The following is a 26,113-nucleotide window of genomic DNA, read 5'->3' as shown; positions in this document are numbered from 1 at the left end:
CGGCTCTTGCACTGCTACCTGACCTTGGACCGCCGGAGGGTGGAATTTTCCGACTCATTCACGATGACGGGCTGGCTGCGCCATCGGGATAATGCAAGGCGATCGGGACGTTGTATCCGATCGCGCTGTGGGGCCTGACCTCGTTGTAATCTCTACGCCAAGTATCCAGTTTTTCGCGGGCATCGGCAAGGCTCATGAACCAGTGCGCGTTCAGGCATTCTGCCCGGAGCTTCGAACTGAACGCCTCGATGAAGCCCCTCGCAATTGTTCTCGGACTAATGGCGGACAATGGCTCGATCGGTCGGCTTGCCCGGCCGGGAGAAGTCCAGCGTGACGGCGTTGGCATAGGTCCAGAAATCAAGTTCCCGGGAGATGAACTCGGTACCGTAGCATGTCTGAAATGAAGCGCGCTTGAAGGTTATGGCCGCCTGCACAGTCTTGAAGATTGCCCAGAAGGCGGCCATAACCGGGTCTCGGATCTCTATGGTGGTTTTGCGAACCACACCACAGAGGAGTCCGGCTTTGGCCAAGATAGAGCATACTTTGGATGCCCGCGTTCTGGTACCGTTGCCGTCCACTTAGTCAACATCTAATGTGACGATTGCGATACCAACATTGCAGGTCGGTGTTGGTATCGCAAAACCCGAGCGAACCCGGATTCTTGGGTGGCCTTTGTTGGTATTTTTGTTGGTAGACTTCCCTAAGTGTATAGGAATCAAGGGGCCGCGGAATCGTCCGGGCCCACCATTTCACTCCCCGGAGCACACGCGGCATGAAGATCGGCGACGTTTCCTTCTGGTATGCCGATATCGGCCTGCCATTCCGCCGCGCGCCGCTTTCCGGTGACACCAACGCCGATGTGGCGATCATCGGCGCGGGCTATACCGGGCTTTGGACCGCCTATTACCTCAAGAAGGCCAACCCGGCGCTGGACGTGCTGGTGATCGAAAAGGATTTCGCGGGCTACGGCGCGTCGGGACGCAACGGCGGCTGGCTGACTGGCGGCTTTGCCTGGACGCATCGGCGGTATCTGGAAACCTCTTCCGAACATGCCGTCCGCTCGATGGTCGAGGCGATGAACGGCACCGTCGACGAGGTGATCCGCGTGGCCGAAGCCGAAGGGATCGACGCCGACATCCGCCGCACCGAAGAGTTGATGGTCGCCACCAACCCCGCGCAGATGACCCGCCTGAAGGCCGAGGTTGCGCACCGCAGGCGTTGGGGCGAAGACGGCCGGGTGTTCGAGATGGCGGCAAACAGCCTCGCCGACCGCATTCGCATCCCGCGCGCGCTTGGCGCGATGGTCGTGACCAACGTCGCACGCATCCAGCCGGCAAAGCTGGTGCGCGGGCTTGCCTCCGTAGTGGAAAAGCTGGGCGTTCGGATCGTCGAAGGCACCACGGTCAGCGCCTACCAAAAGGGCAGCGTGACCACCGACCTTGGCATCGTCCGTGCGCCGATCATCCTGCGCTGCACCGAAGGCTTTACTGCCGGTATCGACGGCTTGCAGCGCGACTGGTTGCCGCTGAATTCCGCCCAGATCGTCACCGAACCCTTGCCCGACGAGGTCTGGCGCCAGATCGGCTGGCAGGGTGATGAGATCGTCGGCGATTTCGCCAATGCCTACTGCTATTGCCAGCGCACGCGAGAGGGGCGCATCACCGTTGGCGCGCGGGGCGTGCCTTACCGTTTCGGCTCCAGCCTTGATACCAACGGCGCGCCGGACGCAGAGACCATCCGACGGCTGACCGCGATCCTGCATCGCCATTTCCCCGCCGCGCGGCAGGCAAGGATCGACCACGCCTGGTGCGGTGTTCTTGGTGTGCCGCGTGACTGGTGCGCCACGGTGGGCCTTGATCCCGCAACGGGGCTTGGCTGGGCTGGCGGCTATGTCGGCGTCGGTGTGTCCACCTCCAACCTCGCCGGGCGGACATTGGCCGACCTTGCGACCGGCCGCGATACCGACCTTGTTCACCTGCCGTGGGTCAATCGTCGTGTCCGCCCGTGGGAGCCGGAGCCGTTCCGCTGGCTGGGGGTGCACGGCATGTACGGCCTTCTGAACGCCGCCGACCGGCGCGAAACCCGGCCCGGCGCGGGGCCGTCACGGCTCGGTGCACTTGGCAACTGGCTGACCGGGCGCAGCTAACGCTTGCCCGATTGCCGACCGCTTGTCATAACACGGCCAGCGTTGGGGAGCGGGACCATGAAATTTCATCGTCGGCACATACTGGCACTTCCGTTGGCGCTGATGGCTGGCCCACTTGCTGCCGCGACACGACCCGAGGTAGAGCGGGACGTCGTCGTCACCTGGTATCGGCTGATCCTTGAGCTGGTCCGCCACACCGCCACATATTCGCCCCCTGTCGCCAGCCGCGCCTTCGCCTACATCGGCATCACGGCGCATGAGGCGATGGCCAGCGGCAACTCTGCCCTGCGATCACTTGCCGGTCAGGTGAACGGCCTTACCGGGCTTCCGGCCCGCGCCCCCGGCGACCATGACGAGGCTTGTGTCCTGCACGCAGCGCTTGCCGCATCGGCAAAGAACTTCTTTTCCAACACCGGCCCGACCGGCCAGCGCGCGATGGGGGCGATGACCGACCGGATGGCCGGCAAGGCGATGGACGGCATCGCCGGTGACGTGGTCGCCCGCAGCACCGCACATGGCGAGGCGATTGCCGCGCATATCCTGCAATGGTCGCAGTCGGATGGCGGCGCCACCATCGAGAACATGGGCTTTCCGACCAGCTACACCCCCGGTACCAACCCGCAGGACTGGGTGCCGACCAGCCTTGTGCGGCAACAGCAGGCGCCCCTGCTGCCCAACTGGGGCAAGGTGCGCCCCTTCGCCATGCCCACGGGCGACGCCTGCAGCCTGCCCGCCCCGCCCGCCTACAGCGAGGACCCGGCCTCGCCGTTCTTCCTTGCGGCGAAAGAAGTCTACGACACCGTCACGAACCTTACCGATGAACAGCGCCTGATCGCGCGCTTCTGGTCGGATGACCCGATGCTGTCGCCCACGCCGCCCGGCCACTGGATCGCCATCGTTCTTGATATCGCCGAACGTGACGCCCTGCCCGCCGACCGCATTTCCGAAATCCTCGCCAAGCTTGGCATCACGATGGCCGACGCCTTCATCGGCTGCTGGGCCGCCAAGTTCGAGTATAATCTCTTGCGCCCGATCACCTATATCCGCCGCCACATCGACCCGAAGTTCGACCCGATCCTGAACACCCCGCCCTTTCCCGAGTACCCCTCGGGCCACAGCACCCAGTCCGGTGCGGCCGCCACCGTTCTGTCGGCGGCCTTTGGCGATGACTTCGCCTTCGAAGATCACACCCATGAAGACGAGGGCCTGCCCGTGCGCAGCTTTTCATCGTTCTGGGCGGCCGCTGAAGAGGCTGGAATTTCAAGGCTTTACGGTGGTATCCACTACCGATTTGGCGTCGAGCAGGGTTTGACCCAAGGCCGCTGCATCGGCGCCTACGCTGCTGCATTGAAGACCCGCGCATGATCCTCCGCATCGCCTTTGTGGTTGTCGCCACCCCCGTGCTTTTCGCCATCCCCGTGCTGGCCGAGCCCGTGATCCCCGTCTTTACCGACGAAACCGCCACCTCCGGCATCACCACCGCCTATCAGGGCGAGTGGGAATACATGGTCGGCGGCGGCGTTTCGACCTTCGACTGTTCTGGCGACGGATTTCCCGAGGCGTTCATCTCGGGCGGTGCCGACCCTTCGGCGCTTTACCTCAACCGTAGCACCACGGGCGGCCCGCTGACCTTCACCAAGGCCGACGCCGCCTTTCCCACAGGCATCACCGGCGCCTATCCTCTGGACATCGACAGCGACGGCATCCTCGACCTCGTCACCCTGCGCGTGGGGCCTGATCTGCTGCTGCGCGGCCTTGGCGACTGCCGGTTCGAGGATGCGACAGCCGCTTGGGGCTTCGACGGCGGGGACGCCTGGTCCACCGCCTTTGCCGCGACTTGGGAAAAGGGGCAAACTTGGCCCACCCTTGCCATCGGCACCTACATCGACCGCAAGGAAGAGGCGTTTCCCTGGGGCTCTTGCACCGACAACCACCTCTACCGCCCGACCGGCGAAGGGTATGGCCCGTCGATCCCGCTGACGCCATCCTTCTGCGCCCTGTCGATGATATTCTCCGACTGGAACCGCACCGGCCAAGCGGCCCTGCGGGTGTCGAACGACCGCGAGTATTACAAGGCCGGGCGCGAGCAACTTTGGCACCTCGACCCCGGCCAACCGCTGCGCGAATACACCGAAAAGGAAGGCTGGAAGCGGCTGCGCATCTGGGGGATGGGCATCGCGTCGGCTGATATCACGCTGGACGGCTATCCTGACTTTTTTCTCACCAGCATGGCCGACAACAAGTTCCAGACCCTCGCCACACCTGAACCGGGCACCAAGCCGGTCTACAGCGATCTTGCCTTCGCGCGCGGCATCACCGCGCACCGGCCCTATACCGGCGACGACCTGAAACCTTCCACCGCCTGGCACCCGCAATTCGCGGATGTGAACAACGACGGCAGGCTTGATCTGTTCGTCGCCAAGGGCAACGTCGCCAAGATGCCTGATTTCGCGGCGGCCGATCCGAACAACCTGCTTTTACAGAATGAGGATGGCACGTTCGTCGAGGTTGGCGACAAGGCCAAGATCGCCAGCGTCAAGACCGGTCGCGGGGCGCAGGTGGTTGATTTCAACCTTGACGGTGCACTTGACCTTGTCGTTGTAAACCGCTGGGAAGGCGCCGAAATCTGGCGCGGGGATGCCAGCCTTCCGGGCGCCTGGGTGCAGGTGCGCCTTAGTCAATCCGGCCCCAACCGCAACGCCATCGGGGCGGTGATCGAGGTTCGCCGCGGCGAGGCGGTCGAACGTCACGAAATCACATCGGGCGGCGGCCACATGAGCGGCAGTGTCGGCTGGCTGCACTTTGGCCTTGGCGCGACCGACGCCGCCGAGATGCGCGTGATTTGGCCCGATGGCAGCGAAGGCCCGTGGCAGACTCTGCCCGCCCGCGCCTTCTACACCCTCAGCCCCGGCAGCGAACCGGCCGTCTGGCAACCCTGAGGCTCAGCCGACCTCAAGGTCAAAGACCATGATCCCGGCCACGCCGCCGTTGCACAGCGCCACCAGATCGCGCCCCGCCGCTTGATGCTCGGGGTGCTGCTCATAGGCCAGATGTGCCGCCCGGTCACGGAAGGTGCAGATGAAGCCCATGCCGTAGCGATCTGATTTCGCCTCGTAATCCCGGTTTGACCCGTGCTGGAAGGCGGTCATGCCATCGACCTTTTCGGCCAGCGCCGCCAAGCGGCGCATCACGTCGTGCACCGCGCCCTCCGGCGCATCTGCCCGCACATCGCAGAACACACAGTGTTGCAGCATCCTTCACCCCCCGCTTGACGCCCGCACGACCAATTCCACCGGCGCCCGAGTTACGGGCACGGGGTGCTTGTCCTGTTCCAGCCAGTCGACCAGCGTATCCGCCGCCACCCTGCCGAACCCCGCGATGTTGCACCGCACCGATGACAGTTGCGGGTAGACCATCGCGCATTCCTCGATGTCGTCGAACCCCACCAGCCGGAAATCCGCCCCCACGCGCCGTCCCGCCGCCGCAAACCCGGCGATCATGCCCAAGGCGACCAGATCGTTGAAACAAACCGCCGCGTCTACCTCGGGGAATTCCCGTCCCAGCCGTAGCGCCGCCTCGCGCCCGAAAGCCCGCGACGACCGGCCCGGAAGGATGATCGGCTCCATCCCGGCATCGCGCAGCACCGCCAGATAGCCCGCCATCCGTTCCGCCGTAATCGGCCGCCCCTCGGGCCCACCGACAAACGCGATCCGCCGCGCGCCGATATCCAGCAGATGCCGCGTTGCCGCCCGCCCGCCCGACAGGTAATCGAACGAAGCAAAGGGAAACCGCGCTGTATCGCCCGACGCCTGCCGTAGCACCTGCAGCACCGGTATCCCCGCCCGCTCCAGCGGCCCGAACGTGGCCTCAGTGCCGCCATAGGTGGGCGAGATCACAAGGCCCGACACACCATGTTCAACCATCGACCCCACGACCTGCGCCTGAATGGTGGGGTCTTCGTCGGTGTTGGCGATAACCGTCGCGTAGCCGCGTGCCGACAGTGCCATCTGAAGGCTGGTAGCAAATTCGGTGAAGAACGGGTTTCTGAGATCGTTGATCACCAGCCCGATCAGCCCGACATTGGCCGACCGCAGGTTCGCCGCCGCCCGATTGTAGACATAACCGATCGCCCGCATCGTCTCGCGGACCTTCGCGCGCGTTTCGTCCTTCACCAGGGGGCTGTCCTGCAAGACCAGACTTACGGTCGATTTTGACACGCCCGCCGCCTCGGCAACCTCGATGATGGTCGGCCGTTTCGTCACTCCACCCCGATCCCGTGCAGCTTCAGCATCAGGCCCATCCGTTCTTCCGCCAAGTCTGGCCGTTCCAGCAAACGCGCTGCATCGGCCAGACGGAACACGGCCGAGTAATGCACGATGTCGCGGCTGGATTGGAACCCCGCAGGCATGATGAAATGGCGCTGGTGGCCGTTCAGCCACGACAGGAACGCGATCCCGGCCTTGTAGAACCGTGTCGGCGCGCGGAATATCTCGCGGCTGAGCGGCACCGTCGGCGCCAGCAATCGGTGGTAGGTCTCGCGGTCCCCCAGCGCCAGCGCCTCCAGCGCCTGACTGGCCGCCGGTGCGATGGCCGCGAAAATCCCCAGAAGCGCGTGGGAATGATGCACCCCGTCGCCTTCGATCAGGGGCGCGTAGTTGAAGTCATCGCCGGTATAAAGCCGCACGCCCTTGGGCAGCCGAGCCCGGAACGCCTCTTCATGCGCCTGATCCAGAAGGGATATCTTGATGCCATCCACCTTGGCGGGATTGTCCGCGATCAACCCCAGAACGAACTCTGTCGCCTCGTCCACATCGGGGCTGCCCCAATAGCCTGCCAAAGCCGGATCGAACATGTCGCCCAGCCAGTGCAGGATCACCGGCTCCTGCGCGCCTTCGATCAGTTGGCGATAGACCCGCCGGTAGACCCCGACGCCCGCTTTCATCGCCGTGAACGCGCGGCTTGCCATCAGGATCAGCTGCCCGCCCGCCGCCTCGATCGCTTCGGCCTGCGTCTGGTATGCCGCCAAAATCGCCTCAGCCGTCCGCAACTCTGCCAAGGGCACATGGTCCGTCCCCGCCCCACAGGCCACACGCGGACGCAAGGGATGCGCCTTTGCGGCCCGCATGGTGCGCTGGATCAGTTCCAGTGCGGTCGGCCAGTCTACCCCCATCCCGCGCTGTGCCGTATCCATCGCCTCGGCCAGCCCCAATCCCTGATCCCAAAGCCCCTGCCGGAACGCCAGCGTCGCGTCCCAATCCACCGCGGGGCGGGTATCCCACGGATTGCGCTCGCGCAGCGGGTCGGAAATCACGTGCGCCGCGGCAAAGGCGGTGCGCGTCAGCGGCACCCTTGGCGCGCGCGGCACCAACGGTTCGCCGGTCAGGCGGTAAGCTTCCAGCGTCCCCGCTTCGGTCGGCAACAGCATCTTCATGCTCCATGATCGGCGCGGATCATGTCTGCGGCTTTCTCCGCAATCATGATCGTCGCGGCATTGGTGTTGGACGACACGACCCGCGGCATCACCGAGGCGTCGACGACGCGCAGCCGCGCCAGCCCGTTGAACCGCAGGCGCGGGTCCACGACGGCCCCCGCGTCGCTGCCCATCCGGCAGGTTCCAGCCGGGTGGTGGTCGGTCTTGGAGTGGCGGCAGGCATAGTCGAAATAGTCCTGATCGGTCCGCACCTCCGGCCCCGGCAGACGTTCGGCCAGCACATAAGGCTTCAGCGCCTGCCCCGCGATAATCTCGCGCGCCATCTTCAGCCCGCGGATCGACATTTCCCGATCATGCGGGTCGGCCCAGTAGTTTGGATCAATGAGTGGTGCTGCCATTGGATCAGCCGACGCCAGCCGCACCGTCCCCCGTGACCGTGGCCGCAGGTAGGCCGAATTCAGCGTCACGCCCCCCTGCGGCATCGCCGCCACCCCGGCCTCGATCCCCGAGCCGAGGCCGAGATGGAACTGGATATCCGGCGACCGCGCGCCTTCCTCGGCATACCAGAACCCGCCCGTCTCGAAGAGGCTGGAGGCGACGGGCCCGCGTTTCGTCAGCAGATATTGCAAGCCAGCCACCGCCGACATCAGCGGCTTGGCATAGCGGTCATAGGTGTGCGGCCCGGTGCATTCGGCGATCACGAAGAGGTCGAGATGGTCCTGCAAATCCGACCCGACCCCCGGCTGGTCCAGCACCACCGGCACGCCGACCGATTGCAGATGCTCTGCCGGCCCGATGCCCGACAGCATCAGCATCCGGGGCGACCCGATGGCACCCGACGACAGGATCACCTCCTCCGCCGCCCGCTCCATCACGCTGCCCGCAAGCTGCACCCCCACCGCGCGGCCCTTTTCGACCACGATCCGCGCCACCTGCGCGCCCGTCCGCACCGTCAGGTTCGCCCGCCCACGCGCCATGCCGAGATAGGCGACCGAGGCTGACGACCGCCGCGCGTGGCGTTGGGTCAGTTGGTAATACCCCACCCCATCCGGCGTCTCGCTGGTCAGATCATGGTTGCGGGGAATGCCCAGTTCCTCTGCAGCCGCGAAATACGCCTCGCAGATCGGCAAGGGCGCACGCGGCTGGCTGACGCCCAAGGGCCCGCCCTTGCCGTGCCAGCGGTTGTCGAATGTGTCGTTGTCCTCGGCCTTACGAAAGTACGGCAGCACATCCTCATAGCCCCAACCCGCGCAGCCCAACTGCCGCCATTCCTCGTAGTCCAGGGGATGCCCGCGCGTGTAGATCTGCGCGTTGATCGACGACCCGCCGCCGATCACCTTGGCTTGGGTGTAGCGGATCACCATGCCGTTCATGTGGCGCTGTGGCACGGTCTGCCAGCCCCATGACCCGATGCCCTTGGTCATCTTCGCAAAGCCTGCCGGCAGGTGGTAGAAGGGATGCCGGTCGCGCCCGCCCGCCTCAAGCAGCAGCACCTTAACCTCCGGGTTCTCGCTCAGCCTTGCTGCCAGCACGCAGCCCGCCGATCCTCCGCCGACGATGATAAAGTCATACGCCATTCAAAGCCTCGCAATCGACAGGCCGCCATCGACGGGAATGACCGCCCCGGTGGCAAAGCGCATTTCACCCGTGGCAATCGGCACCATCACCGCGCCGATGTCGGCGGGCTGGCCCCAGCGGTTTTCCGGCACCAGCCCGTCGGCGATGCGGGCGGTGTATTTGTCCTTCACCGCTTCGGTCATGCCGGTCTCGATGATGCCGGGGCGGAGTTCAAAGACCCCGATGCCATGCGGTGCGAGCCTGAGCGCCAGGGCCTGCGCCGCCATCGACGCCGCCGCCTTCGAGATGCAGTAATCCGCCCGCTCCGGGCTTGCCATCCGCGCGGAAACCGAGGTGACGAAGGTGATCGACCGATAAGCCCCGACCGACCGCGCAAGCATCCGCCGCGCCACCTCCTGCGCGAGGAACAGCCCACCCGACAGGTTGATCCGCAAGATCCAGTCGAGGTTCTCCGGCGTCAGATCCAGCATGTCGCCCCGCACTCGCGCCGCGACCCCCGCGTTGAGAACCAGCGTATCGACCGGCCCCTGCGCCGCCTCGATCCGGTCCAGCAGCGCCGGTATCGCGCCAAGATCGGCCAGATCGTGCCGGTAATAACGCGCCTCTGCGTCGAGCTCCGCCATCGCCGCGCTCACCGCGCCGTCGTCTGGCCCCGGCAGCGACGCGATGGCCAGCCGGAACCCTTTGGCGGCCAGCGCCCGCGCGATGCCAAGGCCGATCCCCTGCTGGCCTCCGGTGACCAATGCCAGCGGCGCGGTCATGCTTTGACCCTCGCGATATGCTCGCCCGCCCGCAGCGCCAGCGCCGCCACGGTCAGCGAAGGGTTCACCGCCGCCGACGTCGGCAGGACGGACGCATCGACGATGTAGAGGTTGTCCAGATCATGCGCCTTCAGGTTCACATCCACGACCGATGCGCGCGGGTCCGCGCCCATCCGGTTCGTGCCGCACTGGTGCGATGGCTTCGATTTCGGGAACCCCCGCGCCAGCGTTACCGGCCAGCCCGCCCGCCGCATCGCCGCCTTCAGTCGGTCCACCAGCTGCGCGTGGGCCTTGGTGTTGGTGCGCCGCCAGTCCAGCACCACCTCGCCACCCCGCCAGAACACGCGCGAGTTCGGGTCGGGCAGGTCCTCCGACATCGCCATGATGTGGATCGACCGGTCCGCGATGTGCCGCGCCAGCCAAAGGGGCAACCCCGCCTCGCCCGCAAGGATCGGCCCGGTGATCCGGCCCAGCATCTGGATATTGCCCAAAGGTTCGCCCCGTGGCCCACCCTTCAGATAGAAGTCATTGACCTGAATGGTCTTTTCATAAACGGTCCGGTTCCGGCGGAAGGGGTTGTAGGCGACCATCCCGGTCAGGTTGTGGTTCATGTAGTTGCGCCCCACCTGATCGGACCCGTTCGCCAGGCCGCGCGGATGCTCCTCGTTAGCCGAGGCTAGCAACAGCGCCGACGACAGGATCGCCCCCGCCGCCAGCACGACGAGCGGCGCACGCAGCGTCTCGCCCACCCCGGCCCGCTCCACCTCGACCCCCGTCACCCGGCGCCCCTCTGCCAGCAGCCGCGTCACCTTGGCGCCCGTTTGCAACCGCACGTTCGGGTGGCGCAACGCCTCGGCAAGCCCGCAGCTTTCCGCGTCGGACTTTGCCCCCGTGGTGCAGGGAAAGGCGTCCCAGCCGGTCTTCGCACGCTTGAGCCACGCCTCGATATCGACCCCAAGCGGCAGGGCCGACACATGCAGCCCCTGCGCTGCGAACGCCGCGCGCAGCCGCGCAATGTCAGGTTCATCCGGCACCGGCGGGAAGGGATAGTCCGCCGAATGTGGCGGCTCGGTCGGATCTTGGCCCGCATCGCCCCGCACCCGGTACAGCACTTCGGCGCGGGCATAATGGGGTTCCAGATCATCGTAGCCAATGGGCCAGCCCGGCGTCGTGCCTTCGATATGCCGCAGCGGGCGGAAATCCTCGGCCCGGTAGCGCAACAGGACCGCGCCGTAGAATTTGGTGTTGCCGCCGACATAGGCGTAATTTCCCGGATGCAGCACCGCCCCCGATATGTCGCGCCATGTTTCCTTCGGCTTGAAATGCGCCCGCTGGAAGATCGCCGCTGGATCGCGCGCCTCTGGGCTGTCGGCCAGACGCTCGCCCCGCTCCAGAATGAGTATGCGCCTGCCCGAAGGCGCCAGCGCCGCCGCCAGCGTGGCACCTCCCATGCCCGACCCGATGATGATGATATCGGCGTCGCTCATCCCGCGATCCGCACCTCGGTCACCGGGTCGAAGGCCACCGCCTTTTCCATGTTCACCGCAAAGTCGAACATCTGCCCCGGCGCCACCGACGCATCCGCCCGCATCCGCGCGATCACGTCCTTGCCTGACAGGGTCATGGTCACAAACGTATCCGACCCCGCCGGTTCCGTCACCGTCACTCGGTTGGCAAAGGGCTGGATGTTGCCGGACTTGCGGTCAGCGCCTTCGGGATCGGTAATCGCCTCAGGCCTGATGCCCAGCAGGATCGCCTTGCCCGCCCAATCCGCCATGTTGGCCTGGCTGAACCGCAAATGCCGCACCACTCCTTCGCTATCCGTGATCTCGGCATGGGGCGCGCCGTTCTGCATCACCACCTTGGCAGGCAGGATGTTCATCGCCGGGCTGCCCATGAAGGTTGCCACGAACAGGTTCGCAGGCGTGTCGTAAATCTCTTTCGGCGTGCCAAGCTGCTGGACATAGCCCTTGTTCATCACCGCGATCCGGGTCGACAGCGTCATCGCCTCGATCTGGTCGTGGGTGACGTAGACGATGGTCGTGCCCAGCTTGTGGTGCAGCTTCTTGATCTCGGTCCGCATGTCGACGCGCAGCTTGGCGTCAAGGTTGGAAAGCGGCTCGTCGAACAGGAACACATCGGGGTTCCGCACCAGCGCGCGGCCCATAGCCACCCGCTGCCGCTGGCCGCCGGACAACTGCCCCGGCTTGCGGTCGAGAAGGTGGTCAATCTGCAGAAGCTTGCCCACATCGGCCAGCGCCTTGTCACGCTCGGCCTTCGGCACCCCGTGCATCTCCAGCCCGAAAGTCATGTTCTGGCCCACGGTCATGTTCGGGTAAAGCGCATAACTCTGGAACACCATCGCGATGTTGCGCTTTGACGGGTGGACCCCGTTGATGACCCGGCCCTTGATCGAGATATCGCCCGAGGAAATCGCCTCCAGCCCTGCGATCATGTTGAGAAGCGTGGATTTTCCGCAGCCCGACGGGCCGACCAGTACCAGAAACTCCCCCTCCTGAACCGAGATGTCCACCTCGTGCAGCACCTGCACGTTCCCGTAGCGTTTGGTCACATGCGATATATCGAGAAAACCCATGGGTCAGCCTTTCACAGAGCCAGCCATCAGACCGCGCACAAAGTAGCGGCCTGCGACGATGTAGACGAGAAGGGTCGGCAGCGCGGCCAGGATCGCACCGGCGAAGTGGACGTTGTATTCTTTCACCCCGGTCGAGGAGTTGACGAGGTTGTTCAGGGCCACCGTCATCGGCATGGAATCAAGGTCGGCAAAGGATGCGCCGAACAGGAAGTCGTTCCAGATGTTGGTGAATTGCCAGATGACGGAAACCACCGCGATCGGCCCCGATACCGGCAGCATTATCCGCCAGAAGATCCGGAAGAACCCCGCCCCGTCGATCATCGCGGCCTTCACCAACTCGGTCGGGAAAGAAGCGTAGTAGTTGCGAAAATAAAGCGTGGTAAAGCCGATGCCGTAGACCACATGCACCAGGATCAGCCCCGGAGTAGACCCAGCCAGCCCCATCAACCCCAACATCCGCGCCATCGGAATAAGCACGATCTGGAACGGGATGAAGCAGGCGAACAGCATCAGCCCAAAGAGGATCGTATCGCCCCTGAACCGCCACTTCGTCAGCACATAGCCGTTCAGCGCGCCCAGCATGGTCGAGATTGCCACCGCCGGCACCACCATCAGAAGCGAATTCAGGAAGTAGGGTTTCAACCCCGTCGGCTCCACCCCGATCTGCGCGGTTGACCAGGCCGAGCGCCAGGCTTCCAGCGTCCAGACCTGCGGCAGGGACATCATGTTGCCGCCGGTGATTTCCGACAACGGCTTCAGGCTGTTTGTCAGCATCACGAAGAACGGCAGAAGGTAGAACAGCGCGAACAGTAGCAGCACGAGGTAGATGAAGGTCCGTGCTACCCGGCCGGTGCGCACGGCGGTGTCTTGCGTCGCGGCGCTCATTCCTTCTTCTCCTTCAGTTCGGCGTAAATGTAGGGGATCATGATCGCGGCGATGGTCATCAGCATGATCACCGCCGATGCCGCCCCGATCCCCATCGAATTGCGGGTGAAGGTGTAGGAATACATGAAGGTCGCGGGCAATTCCGTCGCCCGCCCCGGCCCGCCCCCGGTCAGCGCGATGACCAGGTCGTATGACTTGATCGCAAGGTGGCTGAGGATCACGAAGGCGCTCAGAAACGCCGGACGCAACAGGGGAATGACGATGCGGCGGTAAAGCTGCCAGTTCGACGCCCCGTCGATCTGTGCCGCCTTCAGGATCTCGTTGTCGATGCCGCGCAGGCCCGCCAGAAACATCGCCATCACGAACCCGGATGTCTGCCAGACCGCCGCGATGACCACAGTATAGATCGCCATGTCGCGTTCCTTGATCCAAGTAAAGCTGAAGCTCTCCCATCCCCAAAGGTGCATGGTGTGTTCCAAACCGATACCGGGGTCCAGAAACCATTTCCACGCCGTTCCCGTCACGATGAACGACAACGCCATTGGATAAAGGTAGATCGGCCGCAGGAACCCCTCGCCGCGGATCTTCTGGTCAAGGAAGATCGCAAGCGTCAGCCCGATCGCCGTGCAGATCACGATGTAAAGCGAGGCGAAGATCGCGAGGTTCTTGATCGCCGTGATCCAGGACGACAGTGCCCAAAGTTTTGTGTAATTCTCCCATCCCACCAAGGTGTTGGACGGCAGCATCTTGCTGTCAGTGAACGACAGATAGCCGGTGTAAAGAATGAAGCCGTAGACAAAGACCAGGATCAGCGCCAGCGAGGGCGACAATACCAGCTTCGGTATCCAGTCCTGCAACCGCGTGCGAAAATCGGCGTCGATGGATCGCGTCGCCATAGCCCCCTCCACGCCCGCATTGCGGGCAACCACCGGACAAATCAGATCAGGCAAAAGTGCGGGAAGGCGACCCTTGGGCCGCCTTCCCATGTGGGCTTACTTCGCCGCTTCGACCGCAGCGGCAAGTTCCTTCGCAGCTGTCGCCGCGTCATACTCGCCGTTGAAATGCGCGGTCACCACGTCGTAAAGCGCGTTCTTCACGGCCGCAGGTGCCGCATGACCATGCGCCATCGAGCCGAAGAGCATGCCGTTCGCGTTCGCCTCGGCCAGATCCTTCATGCCCTTCTTGCCGCAGTCGTCAAAGTCGGTGTCCGGTACGTCGGTCCGCGCAGGAACCGAGCCCTTCACCACGTTGAACGCCGACTGGAAGGCCGGGTCCATGATCGCCTTGGCCATTGCGACCTGGGCTTCCTGCATCGCAGGGTCCGTCTGGTTGAACATGGCGAACTGGTCAGAGTTGAAGGTCACCATGCCTTGCGTTCCGGGGAAGCGGATGCAGACGAAATCGGTGCCCGGCACCTTGCCCGCCTTCAGGAACTCGCCCTTGGCCCAGTCGCCCATCATCTGCATCCCGGCCTCGCCGTTGATCACCATGGCCGAGGCGAGGTTCCAGTCGCGGCCCGAGAAGTTGTCATCGACGTAAGACCGCAGTTTGGCCATGCGGTTGAACGCCTCGACCATCTTCTCGCCACCCAACGCCGCCGGGTCGAGGTCGATCATCGCGGCCTTGTAGAAATCCGCGCCCAAGGACAGCACGACCGCGTCGAACACCGTCGCGTCCTGCCAGGCCTGCCCGCCATGCGCCAAGGGCGTGATGCCATTGGCCTTCATCGCGTCCAAGACGGCGACCAGTTCTTCCCACGTCTCCGGCGCCTTGCCGCCTGCGGCATCAAGGGCGGACTTGCTGATCCAGATCCAGTTCGTGGAATGCACGTTCACCGGGGCCGCAACCCACTTGCCGTCATAGGTCGAGAACGCCTGCAGTGCCGTCGGCACCACCTTGTCCCAGCCTTCGGCGGTTGCAGTGGCGGTCAGGTCGGCCAGCGCGCCTTCCTTTGCCCAATCCTGAATGTCGAAGCCCAGCATCTGCACGGCCGTTGGCGGGTTGCCTGCGGTGACGCGCGCGCGCAGCGTGGTCATCGCCGCCTCGCCGCCGCCGCCCGCAACCGGCATGTCCAGCCAGCCGGTGCCCGCGCCAGCCAGATTGTCCTTCAGCACGTTCAGCGCCGCCGCCTCACCACCGGATGTCCACCAGTGCAGAACCTCGACATCCGCCGCCTTCACAAGGCTCGTCGACAGCACAAGTGCCGCCGCCGCCGTCAGTGCCTTACCGTAAAATCCACGCATTTGGTTTCCTCCCGTGTTGCGTTGGTTTTTCATTATCCGCCAAGGGTTTCTCAGCGGGTCTTCACCCAGTTCGGCCGCGTGCGCCCGATGCGCATCGCCACCGTCTTGACCTCGAGGAATTCTTCAAGCCCATAGCGCCCGATCTCGCGGCCCTGACCCGACTGCTTGAAGCCGCCGAAGGTCATTTCCGGGAACCCGTCCATCCACGTGTTGGTCCAGATCGTGCCGGCCTGCACCCGCCGCGCGAACTCAAGACAGGTGTGGACGTTCTCGCTCCACACGCCCGCGCTCAGGCCATAGGCCGCGTCGTTGGCAAGTGCCACCGCCTCGTCCAGAGTGCGAAAGGTCAGGCAGGCCAGCACCGGGCCGAACACCTCGTCCCGGGCAATCGCCATGTCCGCCGTCACGCCCGAAACCACCGTTGGCTGGTAGAACTGCCCCGCCAGCCCCGGCACATTGAGCGGCCCGCCACCCAAGGCAACTGTTGCGCCTGCCGCGACCGCATCCCTCACATAGCCGTCGATCTTGCCCTGATGCGCGAGCGATATGATCGCGCCCACCTGCGTATCGGCGTGCAGCGGATCGCCGAACGCCACCTGCCGCGACAGCGCCGTGACCTTTGCCACAAACGCCTCGGCGATATCTTCATGTACCAGCACGCGGCTGCCGGAATTGCAGCATTCGCCCGCGTTGAAATAGATGCCGAACGTCACCGCATCCGCCGCGCTATCCAGATCGGCGTCGGGAAAGATCACCTGCGGGTTCTTGCCCCCCAGTTCCAGCGCCACCTTCTTCAGCGTCGCACTCGCCGCGACCGAGATCGCCTTGCCCACCGCCGTTGACCCGGTGAACGTCACCATGTCCACATCCGGGTGCGAGGCCAGCACAGCCCCCACCGGCTGCCCCTCACCCAAAACGATGTTCACCACCCCGGCGGGCAACCCCGCCTCGATCAGCAACTCGCCCATCATCACGGTGCTGGACGGTGTCATTTCCGACGGCTTCACCACGCAGGTGCAACCCGCCGCCAAGGCAAAGGGCAGCTTCTGGCTCAGAATCCAGAACGGGAAGTTCCACGGAGTAATCACCGACACGACGCCGATCGGCTCCTTCAGGATCACGCCCAACATGTCCGCCCCAAGCGTGTTGTGGCTGTCCCCGGTGATGTTGCGTGCAAGGCTCGCCGCATAGCGCCACAGGTCCGCCGCCCCCGACACCTCGCCGCGCGACTGGCTGATCGGCTTGCCGCTTTCCAGCGTCTCCAGAAGTGCTATCCGCTCGACATTGGCCTCAATCAGATCGGCCACCCGCAGCAAGGCGGCTGCGCGCGCCTTACCCGTCACCCGCGACCAAACCCCGCTGTCGAAAGCCGCCCGCGCCGCCGCAATCGCGGCCTCCGCATCCGCCGCCGTTCCAAGGGCTGAGCAGCTGACCACCACGCCATGCGCGGGAGACACCCGGTCGAACGTGGAACTTCCAGCAACCCAAGCGCCGCCGATCAGATGCCGCCCCACAAAAGGCCGCTCCGGCAGCACTTGTCCCGTCGCGGCGATCACCGTCATATCCAGCATCATTCCCCCCGAAATTCCGGTTTGCGCTTGGCCCGGAACGCGGCCACGCCCTCCGCCTTGTCGGCTGTGGCCGCGATCATTCCCGCCCCCAACGCCTCGATCATCGCGCCCGGGTCTTCGCCCGCGCCTGCGTGGATCATGTATTTCGCGACCTCCACCGCCCGGGGCGAGGTTTCGGCCACCCGCAGCGCCATCGCCACGGCCACCCCGCGCGCGTCCTCCGCCACTTCGGCCACAAAGCCCAAGGCCAGCGCCCGCTCCGCCGAAAGTCTGCGCCCGAACAGCGCCATTTCCTTGACCACCGGCTCCGGCAAAAGCCGCAGCAACCGCTGGGTGCCGGACCATCCGGGGACGATGCCCACACCCGCCTCAGGGAGGGCGAGGCTGGCGCGCGGCACCATCACCCGGATGTCACAAGCGGCGGCAAGCTCCAGCCCCCCGCCAAACGCATGTCCCGTCAGCACCGCAATCGTCGGCTTGGCCAAACGCGCCAGCCGGTCGAAGATCCGGTGCCCCTCGCGGACCCAGTGCCGCGCAAACTCCGCCGGGGTCAGGTCGCCCCAGGCAGTGATATCGGCCCCGGTGCAAAACGCCCGCTCACCTTCCGCCGTCAGCAGCACGCAAGCCACATCCGCCCGCCGCTCCAGGGTATCCAGATGCGCCGACAACTCCGCCAGCATTCCCACGGTCAGCGCGTTCAGCTTGGCCGGGTTGTCCAGCCGCACCTCTGCCACCGGCCCACGCAAGATCAGATGCACCGCGCTCATGGCACCCACCCCATCGGCCCGTCAGACAAGAGCGCCAGCGGCATCCGAACCGCATCCGGCGCCACCCTCACCCGGCCACCCGAGGCGGCGACGATATCGCGCTCGGCATCCATCCCCGGCATCACTTCGGTGGCGACCAGCCCCGCGTCGGTCAGCCGGATCACGCAGCGTTCGGTGACGTAGATCACGTCCTGCCCGATAGCCCGCGCCCGGCCACCGGAAAACGTCACATGCTCCACCTGATCCACGAACTTGGAAAACTTTCCGGGCTTCACCACGCGCAAACCGTCCGCTTCAAGTGAAACCTCAGCTCCCGCCTCGAACCACCCTGAAAAGACGATCTTTTTCGCATGTGCCGTGATGTCCACGAACCCACCACAACCCGCCGTCAGATACGGCTTCTTGCCCAGTTTCGAGACGTTGACGTTGCCCGCCACATCCACCTCAAGGAACGACAGGAAACTCATGTCGAACCCGCCACCTTGAAAGTAGGTGAACTGGTTTGGCGAAGGCATGAACGCATCCGCGTTCGAGGCACAGCCAAAGGCAAAGCCCGTCAGCGGCATCCCCCCCACCGCGCCCTGCTCAATGGCCCATGTCACCGCCTGCGCGTGCCCCTCCTCCAGCAGCACCCGCGGCACCATCGCGGAAATGCCAAAGCCAAGGTTGGCCACCATGCCCTGCCGCAACTCCATCGCCGCGCGCCGGGCGATCACCTTTTCCACCCCCGGTTCGGCCAGCTTGAAGCTGGCCCAGGGTCGCATCACCTCGCCCGAGATCGCCGGGTCATAGGGGGTCTCTGTGGTCTGCTTCTGGTCGGGGTCCAGCACGATCAGGTCCACCAGATGCCCCGGCACCCGCACGTCATGCGGCCGCAAGCTGCCCGCCGCCGTCATCCGCTTGACCTGCGCGATCACCAGCCCGCCGTGGTTCCGGACCGCAATCGCCTGATCGAGACCGCCGAGATACGCGCCCTCATGCTCATAGGTCAGGTTGCCCCGCTCGTCCGCCGTCGTTGCCCGCAGGATGCAGACATTCGGCACGATATTGGGGAAATGCAGCCAGGTCTCGCCAGCAAACTCCGCCCGCTCGACAATCGGCGCGGCTGCCGCCACCGCGTTCATCGCGCAGCCTTCGCGGATCGGGTCCACGAAGGTCTCCAGCCCCACCTTGGTCAAAACCCCGGGCCGCCGTGCCGCCACATCGCGGTGCATGTCGAACAGTATCCCTGACGGCACGTTGTAGGCGGCCACGCGGTCTTCCACGATCATCCGCCAGATATCCGGCATCGGCAGGTTCGACGACCCCGACGGGTATGACCCCGCGACGATCCGCACCAACAGACCATCCTTGGCGATATGGTCGATGCCCTTCACGCCGTACATGTCGCCGGCGGCAATCGGGTTCAGCGTGGTCAGCCCGCGCGGATGCCCCTCGGCCTCGAACCGCGCGCCGATGGCGGCCAGCACCTTGTCCGGGCATCCCAAGGCCGACGAAGACGAGATCGTTACCACCGCCCCATCCGCGATCCGCGCCGCCGCCTCTGCCGCCGTTACAAGCTTGCCCATCACACGCCTCCGTACGCGACGGTGACGCGACGGCCGGTGCCCGCCGCCTCGCGTACGGCCATCGCCACGGCCAGCGATTTGACCCCGTCCACACCGTCTGCCGCAGGCTGCCCCTCGCCCCGCGCCGCCCCGAGAAACGCCGCAACCCCATGCGCGTAAAGGTCATGCGCGGAATAAGGAACGATCTCGCGCCCTTCGGCCGTTACCAATTCCACCTCGCCCACCGGCCTTTGCGTCATCACGCCGCGCGCAAAGATCGACCCATCGGTGCCATGCACCTCGACGCCCGAGCCAGCAAAGCGGTGCGTAAAGCTTTCATGCGCCATCACCATCGCGCCCGACGGCAGCGACCAGACCGACATCACCGAATCCTCGACCCCCCGCCCCATGCCGGACACGCCCGCCTGCGCCACGACCTTCTCAGGGTCCTCGCCGGTCAGGAACCGCACCGTATCGGCGTCATGCACCGTGATATCGGGGATCACCCCGCCACCCGCGCCCGCATCGTTGATCCGCCAGCCCTGCAGATGGGGCGGCAAATGCACCGCGTGATGCACCCGCAGCGACAGCACCTTGCCGATCCGTCCCTGTGCAATCACTGCCCGGATCGCCTGATGGCTGCCCGCGTTGCGCAGGTGGTGGTTCGTCGCAAAGACCACCCCTGCGTCGCGCGAAGCACGCACCATCCCGGCCGCTTCGGCCACGGTCATCGCCAGCGGCTTTTCGCAGATCACATGCTTGCCCGCCGCAATTGCCGCCAGCGCCTGAGACCGGTGCTTTTCGTTGGTGGAGGAGATGTAGACCGCCTCTACCCCGGGATCGGCCAGCATCGCCGCAAGATCGTCACTCGCCCGGGCAATCCCGTGCTCGGCGGCAAAACGCTGCGCGTGGGCCGGCGATCCGCTGACCACCCAGACCGGATTTCCCCCGCAGGCACGGATCGCGCCGATCATGTGTTCAGCAGCGATCGTGCTTGCCCCAATCAGCCCCCAGTTCATCACAGCGCCCCAAATTGGATCATTCCAAAAGTCGTAATGGAACGATCCAAATAAGTCAACCGACTCGCGAGGGCAGCGCCAAGTCGATCAGAACAGATAGTCGAATTTCCCCTCAGGGTTGTATTCATAAACCCATGCCCCTGCGCCGACCGCTTCAATTTTCAGCAAATTCTCCCGGTCCATTGCGCCCAAAAAGCGCCGATCTCGCCGCAGTTGCGCGAATCTCCCCCGCGCCACTGCACCACGACCAAGCCATTTTCCGGTGCTTTCAGCGAACAATGCCCACCCGCCGCACCGCACTGTTGCGCGCGCGGATCGAAGTTACACGCTTTCGCGGTATTTGCTTTTCGTACTCGCCTTAAGATTGTCTAAATTCGGCCTACCTGCGGCCCTCTTTGCGCCGGAACGATCAACATGGGGCTTTCTGCGACAGCACACACGCGTGCGTTGAGTGGAACGGTGAACTGACATGGCGAGATTCAACACAGCGGCCACTGCGGTCGCAAAATGGTCCGAAGATCTTTCCGCACCGGATCTGGGCGCCGCAAGCGCCGAAGACGCATTTGCAGGCGAGCTTGACGCAGCCGACGATCACGACGCCTTTGTTGATGAACTGAAGCCCGGCAGCAAGCTTCTGCAAGGCCAGTATACCATCGTCAGCTACCTCAACTCCGGCGGCTTCGGCATCACCTACCTCGCCAAGGATTCGCTGGATCGCACCATCGTCATCAAGGAATGCTTCCCCAACTCGCTCTGCCGGCGCAGCGGCATCATTGTCCGCGCCCGGTCGCGGGCGCATCAGGGTGAATTCCGATCGGTCGTCCGGCTCTTCGTGCAAGAGGCGCGCAGCCTGGCGAAACTGGTTCATCCAAACATTGTCGGCGTGCATCAGGTGTTCGAGGACAACGACACCGCCTACATGGCAATCGACCACGTCAACGGCAAAGACCTGCTCGACCTTCTGGAAGAAACCGACACCCCATTCACGCCGCAGGAAGTGGTGCTGATGCTGAAGAAGGTGCTGGCGGCGGTGGATTTCGTTCACCAGTCCGGCATGCTGCACCGCGACATCTCGCCCGACAACATCCTCGTCGATGCGCGCACCAAGAACCCCGTGCTGATCGACTTTGGCGCCGCCCGCGAACAGGCCACCAAGGCCAGCCGGGTGATGTCGCAGCGCCGCGTGGTGAAGGACGGCTATTCGCCGCAGGAATTCTACCTGACCGGATCGGCGCAAGGGCCCTACAGCGACCTTTATGCGCTGGCCGCCACCTTCTACCATGTCATCGCTGGCGTCGCGCCGCCCGAAAGCCAGCGCCGCCTTGCCTCGATTGCCGAAGGCAGCCCCGATCCCTACAAGCCGCTCGCAGGGCGTTTTCAGGGCTATCCAAAGGGCTTCCTTGAGGCCATCGACAAGGCTGCCCGCGTGCTGCCGAAGGACCGTCTGGAAACCGCGGCACAGTGGTTGGACATCATCATCGCCGCCGAAGCGGGACCCGTGGCACAGCCTGCCCCGGCGGTCGTGGCCCCGGTTGCGCCTACCCGCTTTGCCCGCAAGATAAACACCGCCCCCGACGCCGCCACCGCAGCCTTCGCGGCATCGGCCACCGAAACCCGCACCTCGCGGTTTCCGCTGCTTCTGGGCGCCTCTTCCATCGTGGCGCTTGGCATCGGCTTTGCAGTCTGGACCGGCATGGGCGATCCCGCCACCCCCGGTGAAGCTACGGTGCAAACCACCGGAACCGCGGTCGAAGTGGCCACCGCCCTTGCCGCCGCAGATGCCCTCGCCGCCCGCGAGGCCGAGGCGCAGACCCGTGCCGCCATCGATGCACAGACCGCAGCGCAGGCCCGGGCCGATGTGACCGCCAAGGCCGCTGTCGACGCGACCGCCAGCGCCGCCGCCGAAACCGCCGCAGTTGCCGCCAAGGAGGCCGAGGCCCGCGCCCGCATCGAAGCCCGCGCCCGTCTGGAAGCCGAGGCCAAGGCAAAGGCCGAAACCGAAGCGTCCTTGCGCGCCGCTGCCCGCGCCCAAGCTGCTGCCGACGCCAGCGCCATTGCCGAAGCCGCCGCCCGCGCCGCCGCCCAGACCCAAGCAGCCGCCGAAGCCGCCGCTGCCGCCCAGCGCGCCGCCGAAGCCGCCGCCGCCGCACAAGCCAAGGCCGAAGCCGAAGCCGCCGCCCTTGCCGCCGCAATCCTGCCGCGCCCGCCAGCCCCCGACACGCCGCTGATCGAAGACCAGTTCAGCGCGGTCCGCTGGGATTATGCCCTGCCCTTCACCACCGAACCGAAAGTGATCGACGGCGAGACCTATCCCACCATCACGGCTGTTTCCGGCCGGCTTGCCCGCGCCAACCAGTGGGTTGCCGACGGCGTCACCATCTTCGCCATCAACGGCGAATGGGTATCCAGCATGGACGCGATCACCAACACGATCCGCGTTTCGACCACCCCCGGCGAAGACGGCAAGATCACCGCCACCGCCCGCATCCGCGACGCCAAGGGCAGCGATTTCGAAGACGTCAGCTTGGTCGCTCCGGCAACCCGCTGGGTCGAGTTGAAGAACGGCACCACCTTCCGCACCAGCGTCGAGTTTGGCGCCTGGCGCACCGTCGTCGACCGGATCATCTATTCCGATGAAAACGGCGTCCAGCCCGGCGACGTGATCCTCAAGGAGACCACCCTTGGCAAGCCGATCAACACCCCCGAAAGCCTTGAGATCGTGATCGACCTTCTGTCCTTCCAGAACGTCGGCGAAGCCGCTTTCGAGGTCGAGCGTGCGGGCAACGTCATTTCGGTACGGATGCCTCTGGAACGCGAGTGATCCACGGCATCGTTTCCAGAACTGAAGATAGTATTGGCAGGAACCTGTTTATTGTTGCGTAAACCGAGCAGAAGTCTGCGAAAGCCCCCCGTCTGGAACGGAACCACGTTCGGCCTTCTGACCCGATGGGTCCTTGCGGGGGGCATCGCCACCACCATCTTTGCCGCTCCAGCCCTTGCCGAACCGGTCACCCTGACTACCCGTGACGGCACCTATTCCATCGTCGGTGAATTGGTCGAAGTCACCGACAAGGCCTTCACCATCCGCTCCAGCGTCGGCAGCATGACCGTCGCCCGCGATACCGTCACCTGCGACGGCGCCGATTGCCCTGACGGCACAGCGCCCACACCGCAAACGACCATCGCCGGCGACCGCGCGCTTGGCGTCGATCTGATCCCCACCCTCATCAGCCGCCTTGCCGCCAGCACCGGGGGCAAGGCGACCGTCCTCAAGACCATCGACAACGGCCTTCTGGTCGAGGTCAGCGGCGGCGATCTGCCGCAAACCGCAGCCATCAAGATCGTCCCGTCCACATCCTCGGACGGGATCGCGGCCCTCTTGGACGGCACCGCCGAACTTGCCCTGTCCGACCGCCGCGCCCTCACCCGCGAGGTCCGCGCCGCCCAGAACCTAGGCCTCGGTGATCTGCGGTCCGAGGCGCAGGAACAGATCATCGCGCTGGACGGCCTACTGTTCATCACCCACCCGCGCAATCCGGTCCGGTCGCTGACCACGGCAGACGCTGCGGCGATCTATGCCGGCAAGATCACCAACTGGTCGCAGGTCGGCGGCAGCGATCTGCCAATTGAGCTTTATGCCAGCACGCCAGACCTCGGTTCGGCCGATGTGCTGGACGCGCTGGTCATGCACCCCGCCGACCTTGCCGTCAGCCCCGCTGCCGCCATCCTCGGCTCGGACCGGGTGGTTGCCGAAACTGTCGCCGGCGATCCCGCTGCCATCGGCTACACCCGCATCGGCAACGAAGGCGCGGCCCGCCCGCTGGCGATCCGCGGGTCCTGCAACATCCTGACCCAGCCCACCGCCTTCACCGTCAAGACCGAGGAATACCCCCTTACCCGCCAGCTTTACATCTACCGCAGCAAGACCCCGCTTTCCCCCATCGGCGACGCGTTCTCGCGCTTTCTGTCCTCCGACGCCGCGCAGAACGATGTCGCCAGCGCCGGTTTCATCGACCAGTCCATCGCCTCAGCCACTCTCGACCAGCAGGGGATGCGCATCGCGTCGGCCATGCTGGTCGAAACCGACCCGGCCCAGCAGCAGGAACTGCGCGGCATGATGGACATGCTTCTGGCTGCTGAACGCCTGTCGGCCACCTTCCGCTATGAAACCGGTACCGACCTGCTGAACGCCCGCGCGTTGGCAGACCTTGACCGCCTCGCCGCACTCCTGTCGACCGATGCCTACAGCGGCAAAGAGGTACTTTTCCTCGGCTTCACCGATACGGTCGGCGATGCCGCGCTGAACCGCGACCTCAGCCTGAAGCGTGCCGAACAGATCATCGCCACGCTTCTGGCCGAATACCCCGAGGTGGCGGATAACGTGCGCCTCACCGCCGTGGGCCTTGGCGAGATCTCATCCCTCGCCTGTAACGACACCGATCCCGGCCGCGCCATCAACCGCCGCGTCGAAACCTGGGTGCGGGATTTCGCCCGGTGACGCTTGCATGGCAACGCCTCATCCCCTCGCTCACGCTGTGTCTGGCCACCGTGACGCCAGCCTTCGCCAGAGCCGACTGCCCGGCTGACACCGACCTCATTTTCCTCATCCCGCCCGAGGCCGAGGCCGGGCCGGAAGGCAAGGCCGCCCGCCAGTTCGCAGACCGCGCCAACGCAGCCCTTGCAGGCCGCCATTGCATCGGCCTGCGCAGCGATACGGCCAGCGCGAACCTCGCCGCCGCCCTTGCCGCCGGCGAGGCCAGCTTTGCTGCCCTGCCCCTAACCGCGGTGGCCGAGGTTGCCCCGGCGCTTGATGTCATCAACCTGCCGTTCCTCTTCGACAGCCCGCACCACGCCCTCGTCTGGGCCGAAGGGCTTCCCGCCCCGTCTGCCAGCGCCGACACGCCCGCGCTCCTCGGCGTGCTTCTGACCGGCGCGCTTCAGATGACGGCACCGCGCGCACTTTCCACCCCCGCCGATGTCGCCGGCCTCACCTTTGCCGTATCGTCCGCATCGCCCGCCAGCGCCGACACCGCAACCGCGCTTGGTGCAACGGCCGTTCCCGTCGACAGCACCCCTGCGGCCTTCGGGGCCGCCCTTGCAGACGGCACCGCGCAAGGCAGCTTTGCCTCATGGCCGGTGATCGACTTCGGCGGCCTTTACGACGCCCCGACCGTCATCACCGAAACCAACCACGGCATCACCGGTGCCGCCATACTCGCAGCACCGGGCCTGATCGCCACGCTCTCACCCGACGACGTCACGCTTCTCCTCGCACTCCTTCGCCAGGTTCTGCACGAACAGACCCTTCTCGCCTTCGAGACGGACGCGATGAGCCGACAGGCGATCACCGAGGATGGTGGCATCATCATCCCACTGGACGCATCCGCGCGCGCCGCATTCCGCGCGGCCCTTGCACCCAGCTATGACGCCGCCGCCACCCGTCTCGGCTCCGACGCGGTCAACGCCGCAGTTGCGGCCAACGCCGCCGCAAGGCCATTCGAATGACGTCCCGCACCATGACCACAGCCCGCACTCCCTGAAACCCTGCTCGACCTGCCAATTCCCTTGC

Annotated in this window: 21 protein-coding genes and 1 pseudogene; 6 read left to right on the top strand and 16 right to left on the bottom strand. The window is 65.2% G+C overall.

Going from position 1 to position 26,113, the window contains the following annotated elements:
* Positions 1-58 precede the first annotated feature (58 nt).
* Positions 59-386: pseudogene (locus ACROUL_RS09940) on the bottom strand (integrase core domain-containing protein); the annotation flags it as partial.
* A 386-nt stretch (positions 387-772) separates the two neighbouring features.
* Between ACROUL_RS09940 and ACROUL_RS09935 the strand changes: the two are divergent.
* The 3 genes from ACROUL_RS09935 to ACROUL_RS09925 are packed head-to-tail and all read left to right on the top strand — an operon-like array spanning position 773 to position 5,085.
* On the top strand, positions 773-2,146 hold the full coding sequence (locus ACROUL_RS09935; RefSeq protein WP_431299337.1) for an NAD(P)/FAD-dependent oxidoreductase: 1,374 nt from the start codon (positions 773-775) through the stop codon (positions 2,144-2,146).
* A 57-nt stretch (positions 2,147-2,203) separates the two neighbouring features.
* Positions 2,204-3,511, top strand: coding sequence for a vanadium-dependent haloperoxidase (locus ACROUL_RS09930; RefSeq protein WP_431299336.1), 1,308 nt, complete (start codon positions 2,204-2,206; stop codon positions 3,509-3,511).
* Entirely contained in the window at positions 3,508-5,085 is a 1,578-nt protein-coding gene (locus ACROUL_RS09925; protein WP_431299335.1) for a CRTAC1 family protein, read from the top strand. Before ACROUL_RS09930 ends, ACROUL_RS09925 begins: the two co-directional genes overlap by 4 nt.
* 3 nt (positions 5,086-5,088) lie before the next feature.
* Here ACROUL_RS09925 and ACROUL_RS09920 read toward each other — a convergent pair whose 3' ends face one another.
* The 15 genes from ACROUL_RS09920 to ACROUL_RS09850 all read right to left on the bottom strand — a co-directional run bounded on the left by ACROUL_RS09920 (position 5,089) and on the right by ACROUL_RS09850 (position 20,823).
* A complete protein-coding gene (locus ACROUL_RS09920) occupies positions 5,089-5,400 on the bottom strand; it encodes a Dabb family protein (protein WP_431299334.1) in 312 nt (103 codons plus the stop codon).
* Between the two features lie 3 nt (positions 5,401-5,403).
* The gene (locus ACROUL_RS09915) at positions 5,404-6,408 is read right to left on the bottom strand and encodes a LacI family DNA-binding transcriptional regulator (RefSeq protein ID WP_431299333.1); all 1,005 of its coding nucleotides are present in this window, start codon (positions 6,406-6,408) and stop codon (positions 5,404-5,406) included.
* Positions 6,405-7,571, bottom strand: coding sequence for a dihydrodipicolinate synthase family protein (locus ACROUL_RS09910; RefSeq protein WP_431299332.1), 1,167 nt, complete (start codon positions 7,569-7,571; stop codon positions 6,405-6,407). Before ACROUL_RS09910 ends, ACROUL_RS09915 begins: the two co-directional genes overlap by 4 nt.
* A gap of 2 nt (positions 7,572-7,573) precedes the next feature.
* Positions 7,574-9,154, bottom strand: a complete 1,581-nt coding sequence (locus ACROUL_RS09905; protein ID WP_431299331.1) for a GMC family oxidoreductase — start codon at positions 9,152-9,154, stop codon at positions 7,574-7,576.
* Positions 9,155-9,916: a 3-ketoacyl-ACP reductase gene (locus tag ACROUL_RS09900; RefSeq protein WP_431299330.1), complete on the bottom strand. Its 762-nt coding sequence runs from the start codon at positions 9,914-9,916 to the stop codon at positions 9,155-9,157.
* Positions 9,913-11,403, bottom strand: a complete 1,491-nt coding sequence (locus tag ACROUL_RS09895; protein ID WP_431299329.1) for a GMC oxidoreductase — start codon at positions 11,401-11,403, stop codon at positions 9,913-9,915. Before ACROUL_RS09895 ends, ACROUL_RS09900 begins: the two co-directional genes overlap by 4 nt.
* On the bottom strand, positions 11,400-12,512 hold the full coding sequence (locus ACROUL_RS09890; RefSeq protein WP_431299328.1) for an ABC transporter ATP-binding protein: 1,113 nt from the start codon (positions 12,510-12,512) through the stop codon (positions 11,400-11,402). The genes ACROUL_RS09895 and ACROUL_RS09890 overlap by 4 nt, the downstream gene beginning before the upstream one ends.
* Positions 12,513-12,515: 3 nt before the next feature.
* Positions 12,516-13,397 carry a carbohydrate ABC transporter permease gene (locus tag ACROUL_RS09885; protein ID WP_431299327.1) on the bottom strand — a complete coding sequence of 294 codons (882 nt, stop codon included), beginning with the start codon at positions 13,395-13,397 and terminating at the stop codon, positions 12,516-12,518.
* The gene (locus ACROUL_RS09880; protein WP_431299326.1) at positions 13,394-14,293 is read right to left on the bottom strand and encodes a carbohydrate ABC transporter permease; all 900 of its coding nucleotides are present in this window, start codon (positions 14,291-14,293) and stop codon (positions 13,394-13,396) included. The genes ACROUL_RS09885 and ACROUL_RS09880 overlap by 4 nt, the downstream gene beginning before the upstream one ends.
* A 96-nt stretch (positions 14,294-14,389) precedes the next feature.
* Complete coding sequence (locus tag ACROUL_RS09875; RefSeq protein WP_431299325.1) at positions 14,390-15,640, bottom strand: ABC transporter substrate-binding protein; 1,251 nt, start codon at positions 15,638-15,640, stop codon at positions 14,390-14,392.
* A 50-nt stretch (positions 15,641-15,690) separates the two neighbouring features.
* Positions 15,691-17,211, bottom strand: coding sequence for an aldehyde dehydrogenase family protein (locus ACROUL_RS09870; protein WP_431299324.1), 1,521 nt, complete (start codon positions 17,209-17,211; stop codon positions 15,691-15,693).
* The gene (locus ACROUL_RS09865; RefSeq protein ID WP_431299323.1) at positions 17,211-17,978 is read right to left on the bottom strand and encodes an enoyl-CoA hydratase/isomerase family protein; all 768 of its coding nucleotides are present in this window, start codon (positions 17,976-17,978) and stop codon (positions 17,211-17,213) included. The genes ACROUL_RS09870 and ACROUL_RS09865 overlap by 1 nt, the downstream gene beginning before the upstream one ends.
* Positions 17,975-19,546, bottom strand: a complete 1,572-nt coding sequence (locus ACROUL_RS09860; RefSeq protein WP_431299322.1) for an acyl CoA:acetate/3-ketoacid CoA transferase — start codon at positions 19,544-19,546, stop codon at positions 17,975-17,977. Before ACROUL_RS09860 ends, ACROUL_RS09865 begins: the two co-directional genes overlap by 4 nt.
* Complete coding sequence (locus tag ACROUL_RS09855; protein ID WP_431299321.1) at positions 19,546-20,544, bottom strand: Gfo/Idh/MocA family protein; 999 nt, start codon at positions 20,542-20,544, stop codon at positions 19,546-19,548. Before ACROUL_RS09855 ends, ACROUL_RS09860 begins: the two co-directional genes overlap by 1 nt.
* Before the next feature lie 87 nt (positions 20,545-20,631).
* Complete coding sequence (locus ACROUL_RS09850) at positions 20,632-20,823, bottom strand: hypothetical protein (protein WP_431299320.1); 192 nt, start codon at positions 20,821-20,823, stop codon at positions 20,632-20,634.
* Between the two features lie 190 nt (positions 20,824-21,013).
* Here ACROUL_RS09850 and ACROUL_RS09845 point away from each other — a divergent pair, with 190 nt between their 5' ends.
* The 3 genes from ACROUL_RS09845 to dctP are packed head-to-tail and all read left to right on the top strand — an operon-like array spanning position 21,014 to position 26,049.
* Positions 21,014-23,365 (top strand): serine/threonine-protein kinase, encoded by a 2,352-nt coding sequence (locus ACROUL_RS09845; protein WP_431299319.1) that lies wholly within the window; start codon positions 21,014-21,016, stop codon positions 23,363-23,365.
* Positions 23,366-23,416: 51 nt separating this feature from the next.
* Positions 23,417-25,042: a phosphate ABC transporter substrate-binding/OmpA family protein gene (locus ACROUL_RS09840; protein WP_431299318.1), complete on the top strand. Its 1,626-nt coding sequence runs from the start codon at positions 23,417-23,419 to the stop codon at positions 25,040-25,042.
* Positions 25,039-26,049, top strand: a complete 1,011-nt coding sequence (gene dctP / locus ACROUL_RS09835; RefSeq protein WP_431299317.1) for a TRAP transporter substrate-binding protein DctP — start codon at positions 25,039-25,041, stop codon at positions 26,047-26,049. Before ACROUL_RS09840 ends, dctP begins: the two co-directional genes overlap by 4 nt.
* The last annotated feature ends 64 nt before the right edge of the window (positions 26,050-26,113 follow it).

It is taken from the genome of Tabrizicola sp. BL-A-41-H6, from assembly GCF_050632395.1.
Classification (GTDB): domain Bacteria; phylum Pseudomonadota; class Alphaproteobacteria; order Rhodobacterales; family Rhodobacteraceae; genus JAUYQR01.
This window is presented reverse-complemented; position numbering and strand designations above follow the sequence as displayed.

Excerpts from the sequence above, each read along its gene's own strand:
- ACROUL_RS09875 (WP_431299325.1), bottom strand. The coding sequence starts at position 15,640 with ATGCGTGGATTTTACGGTAAGGCACTGACGGCGGCGGCGGCACTTGTG.
- ACROUL_RS09935 (WP_431299337.1), top strand. The coding sequence starts at position 773 with ATGAAGATCGGCGACGTTTCCTTCTGGTATGCCGATATCGGCCTGCCA.
- ACROUL_RS09890 (WP_431299328.1), bottom strand. The coding sequence starts at position 12,512 with ATGGGTTTTCTCGATATATCGCATGTGACCAAACGCTACGGGAACGTG.
- ACROUL_RS09860 (WP_431299322.1), bottom strand. The coding sequence starts at position 19,546 with ATGGGCAAGCTTGTAACGGCGGCAGAGGCGGCGGCGCGGATCGCGGAT.
- ACROUL_RS09845 (WP_431299319.1), top strand. The coding sequence starts at position 21,014 with ATGGCGAGATTCAACACAGCGGCCACTGCGGTCGCAAAATGGTCCGAA.
- ACROUL_RS09930 (WP_431299336.1), top strand. The coding sequence starts at position 2,204 with ATGAAATTTCATCGTCGGCACATACTGGCACTTCCGTTGGCGCTGATG.
- ACROUL_RS09855 (WP_431299321.1), bottom strand. The coding sequence starts at position 20,544 with ATGAACTGGGGGCTGATTGGGGCAAGCACGATCGCTGCTGAACACATG.
- ACROUL_RS09870 (WP_431299324.1), bottom strand. The coding sequence starts at position 17,211 with ATGCTGGATATGACGGTGATCGCCGCGACGGGACAAGTGCTGCCGGAG.
- ACROUL_RS09895 (WP_431299329.1), bottom strand. The coding sequence starts at position 11,403 with ATGAGCGACGCCGATATCATCATCATCGGGTCGGGCATGGGAGGTGCC.
- ACROUL_RS09905 (WP_431299331.1), bottom strand. The coding sequence starts at position 9,154 with ATGGCGTATGACTTTATCATCGTCGGCGGAGGATCGGCGGGCTGCGTG.
- ACROUL_RS09920 (WP_431299334.1), bottom strand. The coding sequence starts at position 5,400 with ATGCTGCAACACTGTGTGTTCTGCGATGTGCGGGCAGATGCGCCGGAG.
- ACROUL_RS09865 (WP_431299323.1), bottom strand. The coding sequence starts at position 17,978 with ATGAGCGCGGTGCATCTGATCTTGCGTGGGCCGGTGGCAGAGGTGCGG.
- ACROUL_RS09880 (WP_431299326.1), bottom strand. The coding sequence starts at position 14,293 with ATGGCGACGCGATCCATCGACGCCGATTTTCGCACGCGGTTGCAGGAC.
- ACROUL_RS09925 (WP_431299335.1), top strand. The coding sequence starts at position 3,508 with ATGATCCTCCGCATCGCCTTTGTGGTTGTCGCCACCCCCGTGCTTTTC.
- ACROUL_RS09910 (WP_431299332.1), bottom strand. The coding sequence starts at position 7,571 with ATGCTGTTGCCGACCGAAGCGGGGACGCTGGAAGCTTACCGCCTGACC.
- ACROUL_RS09885 (WP_431299327.1), bottom strand. The coding sequence starts at position 13,397 with ATGAGCGCCGCGACGCAAGACACCGCCGTGCGCACCGGCCGGGTAGCA.
- ACROUL_RS09900 (WP_431299330.1), bottom strand. The coding sequence starts at position 9,916 with ATGACCGCGCCGCTGGCATTGGTCACCGGAGGCCAGCAGGGGATCGGC.